The sequence below is a fragment of the Gilliamella sp. B14384G10 genome, assembly GCF_016101685.1.
GTDB lineage: Bacteria > Pseudomonadota > Gammaproteobacteria > Enterobacterales > Orbaceae > Gilliamella > Gilliamella apis_A.
The window spans coordinates 1-12,021 of sequence record NZ_JACFQA010000007.1; the positions used below are offsets into that span (position 1 = coordinate 1).

Genomic DNA, 12,021 nt, shown 5'->3' on the forward strand with positions numbered 1-12,021 from the left:
GCTTGGTAGCGCAACTGGTTTGGGACCAGTGGGTCGGAGGTTCGAATCCTCTCTCGCCGACCAATTTAATAAAAAAGCCTGCTCAAATGAGTGGGCTTTTTTATTACTATACCGATGCATTTGATTCGAACCGATAAGAGGTTCGAGCCGAGTAGCACGAGACAGCGTTGCTTTAGCAACGACCCGTAGGGCGAGCATGAAATGTGAGTCAATCCTCTCTCGCCGACCAATTTAATAAGAAAGCCTACTCATTTGAGTGGGCTTTTTTATTATTACAACGATGCATTTGATTCGAACCGATAAGAGGTTCGAGCCGAGTAGCACGAGACAGTGTTGCTTTAGCAATGACTAGACATTTTTATCCTTCTAAATTATCTAAGCTGTAACTATGCATTTTTACCATGTTCTTTATAATTAACTCTATAAACACTTTATACTTCGTTCCTTCTTATGACTTGATAAAATTGCGTTTTTACATTGAGTTTTCTTCAAATCTTCCTTTATTGTAAATCAAATAAACAGATACATTTTTAAATATATCGTATTGATTTAATTATAAATAATTATAAAAACTGTGATCTATACAACAAATTTGGTACTTAAAATTGACAACATGTATTTTTTTGTTTATTTTTTAATAATATTTACGTTATCTTAACGTATATCTATTTTATAAAAAAGTCCATCAATGGAGTGTGTTTTTTGGAATATCGTGAAATAGCTTCAAAAACTTATGTTGAAGAACAGATTAAAGCTAATCCGACTATTGTCAGTAAGAAATTGACAGAACGAGCACTAGCAGAACATTTTGGTGTAAGTCGTACAACAATCAGAAACGCTTTAAATGATTTAGCTATGGAAGGTTATGTATTCCAAAACGATACTGATGTGGAACCGCATAAAATTTTTGAGATTAATATGTTAAAAATGTCTTCTTTCAGTGAAGAAGTTAAAAAAGAAGACGATATTGACCTTAATATTAAAGTTCTCACCAATCAAATTATTAATATGCCAGCTGAATTGAGATCTTTTTTTGGTTCGAATGAAAAATTGATTAGAATTGTTCGGCAAAGGATATTAAACAAAACTCCGCTTTCCTACGAAGTAACATATTTACCATCTAATAGATTTAAAGGTTTAGAACAAGTCGATTTGAATAATGTTTCTCTTTATCAATTTTTGAAAGAGCATTATCCATTCAAGCCAAGTCACGGTCGTGAAGAAATTACTTATGAGTCAGCAACCGAAGATAAAGCCAAATACTTAGGGGTTATTGAAGGAACACCGATTTATAAAGTATCAAGTAATAGCTTTGATATTAACTTTCAACCATTTGAGCATACCGAGCAATATCTAGCAGGAAAACGATTCAAATATCATTTATCGGCGAAAAATATCTTCAATTATGGAGAAAAACAATTATGAAATTGTTTGAAAAAATTGCCGATCATTTAATGGGACAGATCAACTCGGGTCAATATGGTGTGGGTGCGGAGCTCCCCCCAGAAGTTCAATTACAAAAAGATTTTGATGTCAGTCGTACTACTGTTCGTAAAGCCATTGACCTATTAGTAGAAAAAAATTTGGTTGTACGAAAAAAAGGGGTTGGTTTATTTGTTGCGCCAATGCTGTCTACCCAAAATATTCTTGAGATGACAGGTATTATTAAACCTGGCACTTATCAACATCATAAAAAAATTCTTAAAGAGAATTATTTAAGAAAAGCTGGCCCTTACTATAGCCAGTTATTAAAGATAAAACCGTCAGCACTAATTTATTATATTAGTTTTTTAGAAGTTGCTAAAACTAGTGTAGTAAAAGAGATTTTTCTTTTACCCCTTCACTATTTTCCTGATTTCCAAGTTTCAATAATAAAAGTGCTATCAGCGCTTGAAATTACTAATTCGGGTAAGAAAAAAGTCGATAAATTAGAACAAGATTTACAGCTAATTGTTGCCAATGCTGAATTGGCTAAACAATTACGCTGCCAAATTGATGAACCATTATTTAAAGTGTCTAATCACTATTTTGATATAAATAGCGAACCGATTGCGATTGAATACAAATTCGCTAGTAATACCAAATATGTGGTGGATTTCACCTAGGAGGAAGAAAACCAATGATTAAATTGTTACGTGTCGATCACCGCTTATTGCATGGTCAGGTTGTTGTTTCATGGTTCGATAATGTTGGAGCTAATACTATTTTAGTTGCCAACGATGCTGTTGCTAATGATGAATTTCGTAAATCAGCGATTCGATTAGCTAAACCTGAAAATGCCAAACTAGTCATGAAGTCAATTGATGACAGTATTGGCGCTATTAATTCTGGTGTAACAGATAAATATCAGATGTTAATTGTGGTGGAATCGGTAGAAGATGCAGAAAAACTCATCCGCGGAACTCAGGGACAAATAACTAGTCTTAATTTAGGAGGAACTAAACCTCGTGAAGGAACCAAAAATTATTCTAAAACAATTAATTTGACAGAGTTAGAAGCAGACTTATTAGCTGGATTACAACAAGATGGTGTTGAAGTGTATATACAACAGATCCCAAGTGAATCTAAGCAAAAATTTGAAAAATAGACAAAAAGGAATACAAAATGAGTATTGTTATTACAGCAATTATTTTGGCCTTGATTGCTATGTTAGCCAATGGTGAATACTTTTTAGGTTCATCTATGTTATCAAGACCTTTAGTTACTTGTACCTTAGCTGGGCTAGTAATGGGGGATGTTACACAAGGAATTATTATCGGTGCGACATTAGAGTTGGCGTTTGTTGGTTCTTTTTCTATTGGTGCATCTATCCCTCCAGAAATTATTTCAGGTAGTGTATTAGGAACCGCGTTTGCGATTGGTGCCGGTAAAAGTACGGCAGTTGCCTTAACTTTAGGGATTCCAATTGCTTCTTTGGTTTTAGTGGTTAAAAACTTATGTTTCTTGTTCATTTTACCTTACTTTGTACATAAAGCAGATAAGTATGCTAGTGAAGGTAATGGTAAAGGCGTTGATCGCATGAATATTTTCGGCGGTTTCTTTTCTATCAACCTACCAATTGGCTTAGTCGTTGGTTTTTCTTACTTATTTGGAAGTGAAGCAATAAAAGGCTTACTTGATGTGATCCCTGAGTTTGTCATTAACGGTTTAGGAATTGCAACAGGCTTATTACCTGCATTTGGTTTTGCTATGTTAATGAAGATTATGATCAAAAAAACCAATGCAACATTCTTTATTCTTGGTTTTGCTGTAGCAGTATATATGAAAGTACCTGTCACTGGTGTTGCCGTTTTTGGCGCTTGTATGGCGTTAATTCTTACCGGTTACTCTTCATTTACCGGCAAAAAACTTACCACCTCAGACAATCAAGAAGTTAATAATCAATCAGGCAATGCTTTAGTAGGACAGGAGATCAATTATGAAGATGAAGAATTCTAATTTAATTACTAAAAAGGATTTAATGCGAACATTTTGGCGCTCTTTCACTGCTGAGTGGTCATGGAACTATGAACGACAAATGAATCTAGGTTATTCTTTTGCGATTCGTCCTGCTTTAGAAAAAATTTATAGCCAAAAACCAGAACAATTAACTACTGCTTATCAACGACATTTAGAGTTTTATAATGTTACGCCATGGTTAATTACTTTCCCATTAGGTATTTCTATTGCTATGGAAGAGCAAAATGCCGTAAATGAAAATTTTGATGAAAGTTCAATAAATGACGTCAAAATTGCATTAATGGGACCTCTAAGTGGTTTGGGAGATTCATTCTTCTGGGGAACATTACGGGTTATTGCAACAGGGATTGGTACTTCACTGGCGATGCAAGGTAATATCTTAGGGCCACTGCTATTTTTATTAATTTTTAATATTCCAGCCATTATTGCTCGTTATTTTGGTCTATTTATTGGTTATAACATTGGTGCATCTTTTATTGAAAAAGTACAAAAAACTGGCTTGATGGATAAATTGTCTTATGGCGCATCTATCTTGGGGCTCTCGGTTGTAGGGGCCATGGTGGCGACGATGGTGACATTAAATATGCCACTAACCATTGGCTCAGGCTCTGATGCTACGTCATTACAGGATATTTTCGATGGTATTGTTCCGCAAATATTGCCGTTATTATTTACTTTATTTATCTTTTTATTAGACAGAAAAGGACTAAAAGCACATTGGATCTTATTAATGATTGCAGGTATTGGTGTCTTTGGTGCTTGGAGTGGATTACTAGGTTAATAAAAAGGAAGATGTAATGAAAAGTATTGCTGATTATGTAGCATTAGAACCTGAATACTATCAAAGCATTTTAGACAATTATCAAACATTGTTTGTTGATACTATTGATTTAAGTAAAGTTAAACAATTTAACTCAATTGTTATCTTTGCTACAGGTTCAAGTTCTAACGCAGCTTATGGGGCGAGACCTTTAATGAGTAAAATCTTAAAGGTTCCCGTTTATATTGAAGATCCTTCAATCGCTGCTAATTATTTACATTACAGCGATCCTAATACCCTCTATTTTGCTATTTCGCAAGGGGGAGAAAGCTATTCAACGATTCATTTAGTTGAAGAGTTTATCAAGAATAATCAAACTATCTATACGCTTACCAGTAATCCTGATAGCCCATTATATAAAATTAGCAATAATGTATTATCTATGGGCATTCCTATTGAGGAAATGCCTTATGTCAGTGCTGGTTATAGCGTTACGATACTTGATTTGATATTAATTGCTTTAGTTATTGCACAAAAAAATGGCAGCATGGATGATCAACAATTTGCCAGTTATTTCGATCAACTTAGAAAAGTTGCAGGTTTGCTACCTAAAGTTATCGAACAATCCCAAGCTTGGGTAAATCAATATCAACACAAATTTTATCATTCTCAACGAGTCATATTTATTGGCTACGGTGCAACCTATGGTATTGCTCGAGAAGGCGAAACAAAATTCACCGAAACTATACGTAATAATGCTTTCGGTAAAGAACTCGAGGAGTATATGCATGGCCCATATTTAGGTTTACATGAGAATGATAATATCGTTTTTCTTGAGCCGCATGGCGTGTTATCTAACCGTGCTGAATTGTTAAAAGTATTTTTAACTAAACATGTTAAAAATATTTCTACGATTTACGCCAATAACAGTAGCAACGTTAAACAAGACGATTTGTGTCTTAATATTGATATAGATGAACTGTACGCATCATTATTTATGACAATACCAATTCATCTATTAAGTTACCAAGTTTCACGATTAAAAGGTCATAACCTTGAAAAATCAACCTATCCAGAATTTGATGAAATAACTAGCTCAAAAATTAAGAGGATTTAAAAATGAGAAAATATGACGAAAAGAAAGAATTAGACAGCATGAATGGTGCATTAGCATTAAGACCACAAATTAATGAATTTATTGATAAAATCCACGCGCGTGGTTATAGCAACGTTTGTTGGTTAGGTATTGGTGGTACTTATGCATCATCAATGCAAGCAGTTGTACATATGAAAGAAAAAACAGCGATTGAGACTTTTGTGCAACACGCTGCTGAATATTTAGTAACTGGTAACAAACGTATTACTAAAGATACGCTTATCATTATTTCATCTGTAACTGGCACAACACAAGAAGTGGTTGCTGCTATTGAAAAAATCCAAAAAGAAGTTGGTTCAACTGTATTTGCTTTCATGGATAAAGCCGATACTCCATTAGGAAATATGGCTGATCATGTAGTTGTTTATCCAATGAATGAACAATTAAAATTCTTTATGACTGCTGATCGTTTAATGTTTTTAGCTGGAGAATTCCCTGATTATGACGAGTTCTACCAACAAATGGATCAACATTTTGCTAAAAATATTGTTGCCGTTGCGAAAAAAGCCGATAAATTTGGTCAAGAAGTTGCTGAAAAACATCATAATGATCCAATGCACTATTTTGTTGGCGCAGGTAATCAATGGGGGGCAACTTATTCTCATGCTATGTGTTATTGGGAAGAACAACATTGGTTACGTTCAAAATCAATTGAGTCAGCGGAATTTTTCCATGGTACATTAGAAGTTATTGATCGTGATACTGCGGTAACCGTTTATGTTGGTGAAGATACTCAACGCCCATTAAGTGAAAGAGTCGCTAAGTTCTTACCGCAAATTTGTGGTAATTATACTATTATTGATACCAAAGATTATGAATTACCGGGTATATCAGAAAAATATCGTGGAAATCTTTCACCATTTGTTTTCCGTGCTATTAATAATCGTATCGATGCTTATGTTGAACATTTAAATCGTCATCCAATGTCAATTCGTCGTTACTATCGTTGTTTAGATTACTAAAATAGGAACTTAAATCGATGATTTCTGTATTAGTCAGTACACATGGTTCAACAGCGAAAAGCTTAATTGAAACGACTGAAATGATTTGTGGTAAACAATCTCAGTGTGAAGCGGTTTCGTTTGCAATGGGGCAGTCAACAGATGATTTTCAACAACAACTGCAACAAAAGCTAGAAGAGTTAAAGCATTTTGGCTCAGAAATTGTATGTTTTGTTGATTTAAAAGGTGGAACACCATTTAATACTTTAGTTAGATTGATGGCTGATTTTCCTAATATAGAAATAGTCACTGGTGTAAATGTCCCTATGTTGTTAGAAACCTTTATGCAACGCTCTGACGCAAATCTAGTAACATTGTTACCAGATATTATACAAGCCGGAACTCAAGGGATTGAGCGGTATAATATTGCAGCAATGGCTGCAGATGAACCAAGTGATGAAGATTTCTAAAATTGACAACGCACAAAACTAAAATAAGCCCGATAATTCGGGCTTTTTTTATCAAAAACCAATTATCTAAATTGCAATAATAATCTATATTTGAGACGAAGAGTGGGCCAAAACGAATGAATAATAATCATTTGATACATTAAGATATAAGTGATAGAACTAGATAATTATTCTAGTTTTATTTTTTATAGAGCATGATAAAAGGAGATCAATAATGTTCTGGTTAAAAAAATTTTTTTTATCATTATTACCTTTTTATCATTAGTGAATTGCATTAGTTGTGTATCTAACCACTCTTATTCATTAGTTGACAGTTATGGTTGGATGGAAACAGAAAAGGATCTAACCGACTCGGTGAGATAAATAGTTCTCAAAATGAAAACGTCTTTATTGTAGCTAACCAAGAAGATGGCCATTTTATTAATAATTTTGTCAATATGGTGGTGTTTTTTATGTGGAAAACGAATATTACTGACTAGTTTATGAAGTGCTAGTTTTAGCATAATATTCAGTTTTGCCTATAAAATTATATATAACACCACGTTATTATCTGCTTGACTAGAAAAATAATTCTTATCTGACTTGTTTTATGGTGATTTTTTGCTTTAATAGTAAATGAATATTTCTTTATATAACATCTACTTTTGGAAATAAACTATGAAAAATGTTGGTTTTGTCGGTTGGCGAGGAATGGTGGGCTCTGTTCTTATGCAACGTATGGTTGAAGAGCATGATTTTGATTATATCAATCCTGTTTTCTTTTCTACTTCTCAAGCTGGTCAAGCAGCTCCTTCTTTTGGCGGAAAAACAGGAATATTACAAAGTGCCGATGATATTGATGCTTTAAAAGCATTAGATATTATTGTCACCTGCCAAGGTGGTGATTATACCTCTGAAATTTATGCAAAATTGCGTGCAACCGGTTGGCAAGGCTACTGGATTGATGCTGCGTCAACTTTACGTATGGAAGATGATGCAATTATTGTTCTTGATCCAGTGAATAAAGCTAACATTCAATCAGCCTTAGATAGAGGCATTAAAACTTTTGTTGGTGGTAACTGTACAGTAAGTTTAATGTTGATGTCACTTGGTGGATTATTTGCTGAAAACTTAATCGATTGGGTTTCTGTTTCAACTTATCAAGCGGCTTCTGGTGGTGGTGCACGTCATATGCGTGAATTACTGACCCAAATGGGAATGTTAAACGCTGAAGTTGCTAAAGAACTACAAGATCCTAACTCTTCTATTTTAGATATTGAACGCAAAGTGACGCAAAAAATGCGTGATGGTAGTTTACCGACTGATAATTTTGGCGTGCCTTTAGCGGGTAGCTTAATCCCATGGATTGATAAAGCTCTTGATAACGGCCAAAGTCGTGAAGAGTGGAAAGGCCAAGCGGAAACCAATAAAATTCTAGGAACGAGTCAGATTATTCCAGTCGATGGACTTTGTGTACGAGTTGGGGCATTACGTTGCCATAGTCAATCATTCACGATTAAATTGAAGAAAGATATCAGCATTCCTGAGATTGAAAAACTACTTGCTGCTCATAATGATTGGGTTAAAGTTGTACCAAATGATCGTGAACTTTCTATGCGAGAACTTACTCCAGCTGCGGTTACAGGTACCTTAAGTACACCAGTTGGACGTTTACGTAAATTGAATATGGGTAAAGAGTATCTATCAGCCTTTACGGTTGGCGATCAGTTATTATGGGGTGCTGCTGAACCATTACGAAGAATGCTACGCATCTTAGCTTAATGATGAATAAAAAAAGCCCTGTTTATGGGCTTTTATTTTTATTGTAAAGCAATTTATTAGATTGTTTCTAACAAGGTCATTAACAGTGAACCGTTAAATAACGCTTGTTGTACTAAGGCAAATGCACCAATTGCTGAACGGTCATTAAGTGTTGAACAATTGATAGTTAGATTGTTTCTTAACTCTTCTAAACTTTGAGCATTTAACGCACTAGTTACTGCATTTAATAATACATCGGGTGATTTTGTTAATTCACCAGCTAATACAATCCGTTGTGGGTTAAAAATATTCACCATTATCGCGACAGCTCTACCCAGATTTTCACCGGCATCTTTAACTAACTTAAGCGCTAACTCATCTCCTTGATTGGCATATTTGCAAATATTGCTGATATTTATGTTATCTAAACTTAATTTAGTTGGATAACCTTGCTCTATCATCTGTTTTGCTCGTGCTTCAATGGCCTTGTGAACTACTCGATTTTCTAAACAGCCAAAATTTCCACAATGACAACGTTCACCTAATGCATCAATTTGGATGTGTCCAACTTCACAAGCGGTTTGGTTATGGTTAGTGAGTAATTGTTGATTAATGATAACCCCTGAACCAACACCACGATGTACACGAATTAAAATTGAATCATCGACATCTTGAGTTGAACCGAAATAACTCTCAGCTAATGCCAAACTTTGAATATCATTACCAATAAAAATCGAAACATTAAATTGATCACGTAATACATCCGCTAAAGGCCATGCCTTAACTTGAATATGTGGGGTATAACGAATGATCCCTCGCACTGAATCAATTAAACCGGGTAAAACCACTGAGATCGCAACAAGATGTTTAACTTTTTTATTATTTTTTTCGATGAACTGTTTAATTAGTGCAATTAAATATTCTTGTGCTAACTGTTCCGTAAAAGTAGTAAGTGGATAAACTTCAAATGCTAGACTATTGGCACCTAAATCATAAAGTTCAATCGTGACATGCGAACGGCTCAATTGTATGGCAATTGTCTGATAGTAACCAAATTTTGCTTGTATTGAAACCGCAGGTCGTCCCCCCGTTGATTGTTGGGCATCAACTTCTTTGATCATATTCTTTTTGAGGAGTTGGCGAGTTATTTTGGTGATACTAGCGGGTGCTAATTGACTAATTTCGGCGAGTTGAATACGTGAAATGGGCGCTTGCTGAACAATCAAACGATAAATCATTGCATAATTTAATTGCTTGATTAGTTCAGCATTGCCGACTAGATGTAGATAATTAAAGGTCATATTTTATCTCAATATTTTCATTAACTATCCGACATTCTAACGGCTCATCTCTCCATTAACAATAGTTTTCACATTTGAAAAGTCACGATTAAAAATAACTAAGTTGGCAATTTTGCTTTCACTAATTGTACCAAGTTGTTTATCAACACCAATCGCTTTGGCTGGGTAAAGTGTTGCCATTCTTAATGCTTCATCTAAAGCAATACCAACATACTCTACTGCATTTTTTACTGCTTCAATCATGGTTAATGCTGATCCACCTAATGTGCCATTTTCATCAACACAACGGCCATCTTTATAATAGATAGTTTTATCAGCAAATACACCAGAAGTTAAATTAGAGCCAGCTAATAACATCGCATCAGTAATCAAAATTAAATGATCTTGTTTAATTTTGTGGCTATTACGAATGTTCGCCCAACTTACATGCTGGCCATCAGCAATGATACCGACATACACTTCTGGTTCATCATAAATTGCGCCAACAACACCTGGTTCGCGACCAGTAATATAAGGCATAGCATTAAATAGATGCGTACCTAGGCGGATACCAGCATTGAAACCACGACGGCAATCATCATAGTGGCCGTTAGAATGTCCAACTGAAACATGAATTCCGGCATCACATAGTTGTTTAATATGTTTGGCATCAACTTTTTCTGGAGCTAGGGTAATGATTTTGATTACATCGGCGTTTGCACAAAGAAAGTCGATCATCTCCTGTGAAGGTTGACGAATGTAATTTATATTATGAATACCTTTCTTCTCAGGATTAATATAAGGCCCTTCAAGATGTAAACCTAATGCTTGGTTAGGGTGCTTAGCTAAATATTCACGCATCACGTTTACTGCTTTGATCATAAACTCATCAGTTGAAGTGATTAAGGTTGGTAAATAGCTAGTACAACCATACACGAGGTTAGTTGCCTGCATAGCTTCTAAGGTTTCAATACTTAGTGCATCAAGAGTTTCATTAAATTGCACACCACCACAGCCATTGACTTGAATATCAATCAAGCCTGGTGCAACATTTGCACCTTGTAAATCTTTAATGGTGATATCAGCTGGTAATTGTTCTTGTTTACAAATTTTTGCAATTTTATCACCGTCAATAATAACAGCGTGATTATCAAGAATTTCATAACCAGTGTAAATACGACAATTGGTTAATGCGTACATTGAGTTATCCTTTATAAAATGGTTACTTGAAGATTATCTGCTTCCATTTGTTTAAAATATTTTAATGTTTTTACCTTTAGATCATCAGTGCTTGTCTCATCACAAACAATAATTGATTTTGGATGCATTTGTAATGCGGAAACAGTCCATAAATGGTTAACACTTCCTTCTACCGCTGCTTGTAATGCTAAACTTTTGTTGTGTCCACAAACTAATAAAATTACCTCTTCGGCATCCATTAATGTTGCAACGCCAATGGTTAATGCATGTTTTGGCACTTGTTTGATATCATTATCAAAAAAGCGTGAGTTGGCAATAATGGTATCTTCAGTTAAGGTTTTGATACGAGTTCGTGAACAAAGTGAAGAACCTGGCTCATTAAATGCAATATGTCCATCTTGGCCTACGCCACCAAGGAAAATATTGATTTTGCCGTAGGATTTGATTTTTTCTTCATATTCTTGACATTCTTTTTCGATATCAGCTGCATTACCATTTAATATATGGATGTTGTTTTTATCAATATCAATATGGTTGAAGAAATTTTCATACATAAAAGTGTGATAACTTTGTGGATGATCTTCTGGAATACCGACATACTCGTCCATATTAAATGTTACGACATGTTTAAAACTTACTTTACCCGCTTGGTACTGTTTAATTAGTTGTTGATACATTACTAATGGTGAACTTCCCGTTGGTAAACCTAATAAAAAAGGACGATCTGCAGTTGGATTAAATTGATTAATTTTGTTTACGATGCGCTGAGCAACCCACGCGCCAACTTCTTGCGCATTTTTTAAAGGAATAAGTCTCATAAAATATAATCTCTTCTGATATAATTGAATAAATCTTTTTTTTTAAAGTAAAAAATGTTGTAGTTATTTTACTATATTAAACTAATTAAGCAAAAAAAAAGCGTGATATAAATCACAAAAGACAAACATTTAATTTGCGAAGTAAAATAATATAATGTCAAATGTATTTGACTTACTTCTTTTACTTAATGATGTGA

At 34.5% G+C, this 12,021-nt stretch carries 12 protein-coding genes and 1 other RNA gene; 10 read left to right on the top strand and 3 right to left on the bottom strand.

The window, feature by feature from the left end:
* Window positions 1-97: 97 nt before the first annotated feature.
* From H3T54_RS11040 to asd, 10 genes are all read left to right on the top strand, one after another.
* Window positions 98-228: non-coding RNA, RtT sRNA (locus H3T54_RS11040), on the top strand.
* Between the two features lie 474 nt (window positions 229-702).
* A complete protein-coding gene (locus H3T54_RS11045) occupies window positions 703-1,425 on the top strand; it encodes a GntR family transcriptional regulator (RefSeq protein ID WP_146208350.1) in 723 nt (240 codons plus the stop codon).
* Window positions 1,422-2,105: a GntR family transcriptional regulator gene (locus H3T54_RS11050; protein WP_034903862.1), complete on the top strand. Its 684-nt coding sequence runs from the start codon at window positions 1,422-1,424 to the stop codon at window positions 2,103-2,105. The genes H3T54_RS11045 and H3T54_RS11050 overlap by 4 nt, the downstream gene beginning before the upstream one ends.
* A 14-nt stretch (window positions 2,106-2,119) precedes the next feature.
* Entirely contained in the window at window positions 2,120-2,587 is a 468-nt protein-coding gene (locus H3T54_RS11055; RefSeq protein WP_065613642.1) for a PTS sugar transporter subunit IIB, read from the top strand.
* Between the two features lie 17 nt (window positions 2,588-2,604).
* The gene (locus H3T54_RS11060; protein WP_034903231.1) at window positions 2,605-3,438 is read left to right on the top strand and encodes a PTS sugar transporter subunit IIC; all 834 of its coding nucleotides are present in this window, start codon (window positions 2,605-2,607) and stop codon (window positions 3,436-3,438) included.
* The gene (locus tag H3T54_RS11065; protein ID WP_034903235.1) at window positions 3,419-4,240 is read left to right on the top strand and encodes a PTS system mannose/fructose/sorbose family transporter subunit IID; all 822 of its coding nucleotides are present in this window, start codon (window positions 3,419-3,421) and stop codon (window positions 4,238-4,240) included. The genes H3T54_RS11060 and H3T54_RS11065 overlap by 20 nt, the downstream gene beginning before the upstream one ends.
* Window positions 4,241-4,256: 16 nt before the next feature.
* Entirely contained in the window at window positions 4,257-5,336 is a 1,080-nt protein-coding gene (locus H3T54_RS11070; protein ID WP_198222542.1) for an SIS domain-containing protein, read from the top strand.
* Between the two features lie 2 nt (window positions 5,337-5,338).
* On the top strand, window positions 5,339-6,337 hold the full coding sequence (locus H3T54_RS11075) for an SIS domain-containing protein (RefSeq protein ID WP_065613650.1): 999 nt from the start codon (window positions 5,339-5,341) through the stop codon (window positions 6,335-6,337).
* A 17-nt stretch (window positions 6,338-6,354) separates the two neighbouring features.
* Window positions 6,355-6,786 carry a PTS sugar transporter subunit IIA gene (locus H3T54_RS11080; protein WP_198222544.1) on the top strand — a complete coding sequence of 144 codons (432 nt, stop codon included), beginning with the start codon at window positions 6,355-6,357 and terminating at the stop codon, window positions 6,784-6,786.
* A 657-nt stretch (window positions 6,787-7,443) separates the two neighbouring features.
* The gene (asd, locus tag H3T54_RS11085) at window positions 7,444-8,547 is read left to right on the top strand and encodes an aspartate-semialdehyde dehydrogenase (protein WP_110448759.1); all 1,104 of its coding nucleotides are present in this window, start codon (window positions 7,444-7,446) and stop codon (window positions 8,545-8,547) included.
* A gap of 56 nt (window positions 8,548-8,603) precedes the next feature.
* Here asd and H3T54_RS11090 read toward each other — a convergent pair whose 3' ends face one another.
* The 3 genes from H3T54_RS11090 to nagB are packed head-to-tail and all read right to left on the bottom strand — an operon-like array spanning window position 8,604 to window position 11,824.
* Window positions 8,604-9,827, bottom strand: a complete 1,224-nt coding sequence (locus tag H3T54_RS11090; RefSeq protein WP_110448758.1) for an ROK family protein — start codon at window positions 9,825-9,827, stop codon at window positions 8,604-8,606.
* Window positions 9,828-9,863: 36 nt separating this feature from the next.
* Window positions 9,864-11,006: an N-acetylglucosamine-6-phosphate deacetylase gene (gene nagA, locus H3T54_RS11095; protein WP_034903256.1), complete on the bottom strand. Its 1,143-nt coding sequence runs from the start codon at window positions 11,004-11,006 to the stop codon at window positions 9,864-9,866.
* Window positions 11,007-11,017: 11 nt separating this feature from the next.
* Window positions 11,018-11,824, bottom strand: a complete 807-nt coding sequence (gene nagB, locus H3T54_RS11100) for a glucosamine-6-phosphate deaminase (RefSeq protein ID WP_110448757.1) — start codon at window positions 11,822-11,824, stop codon at window positions 11,018-11,020.
* Between the last annotated feature and the right edge of the window lie 197 nt (window positions 11,825-12,021).

Excerpts from the sequence above, each read along its gene's own strand:
- H3T54_RS11080 (WP_198222544.1), top strand. The coding sequence starts at position 6,355 with ATGATTTCTGTATTAGTCAGTACACATGGTTCAACAGCGAAAAGCTTA.
- H3T54_RS11075 (WP_065613650.1), top strand. The coding sequence starts at position 5,339 with ATGAGAAAATATGACGAAAAGAAAGAATTAGACAGCATGAATGGTGCA.
- H3T54_RS11070 (WP_198222542.1), top strand. The coding sequence starts at position 4,257 with ATGAAAAGTATTGCTGATTATGTAGCATTAGAACCTGAATACTATCAA.
- H3T54_RS11050 (WP_034903862.1), top strand. The coding sequence starts at position 1,422 with ATGAAATTGTTTGAAAAAATTGCCGATCATTTAATGGGACAGATCAAC.
- H3T54_RS11060 (WP_034903231.1), top strand. The coding sequence starts at position 2,605 with ATGAGTATTGTTATTACAGCAATTATTTTGGCCTTGATTGCTATGTTA.
- asd (WP_110448759.1), top strand. The coding sequence starts at position 7,444 with ATGAAAAATGTTGGTTTTGTCGGTTGGCGAGGAATGGTGGGCTCTGTT.
- H3T54_RS11055 (WP_065613642.1), top strand. The coding sequence starts at position 2,120 with ATGATTAAATTGTTACGTGTCGATCACCGCTTATTGCATGGTCAGGTT.
- H3T54_RS11065 (WP_034903235.1), top strand. The coding sequence starts at position 3,419 with ATGAAGATGAAGAATTCTAATTTAATTACTAAAAAGGATTTAATGCGA.
- nagB (WP_110448757.1), bottom strand. The coding sequence starts at position 11,824 with ATGAGACTTATTCCTTTAAAAAATGCGCAAGAAGTTGGCGCGTGGGTT.
- H3T54_RS11090 (WP_110448758.1), bottom strand. The coding sequence starts at position 9,827 with ATGACCTTTAATTATCTACATCTAGTCGGCAATGCTGAACTAATCAAG.
- nagA (WP_034903256.1), bottom strand. The coding sequence starts at position 11,006 with ATGTACGCATTAACCAATTGTCGTATTTACACTGGTTATGAAATTCTT.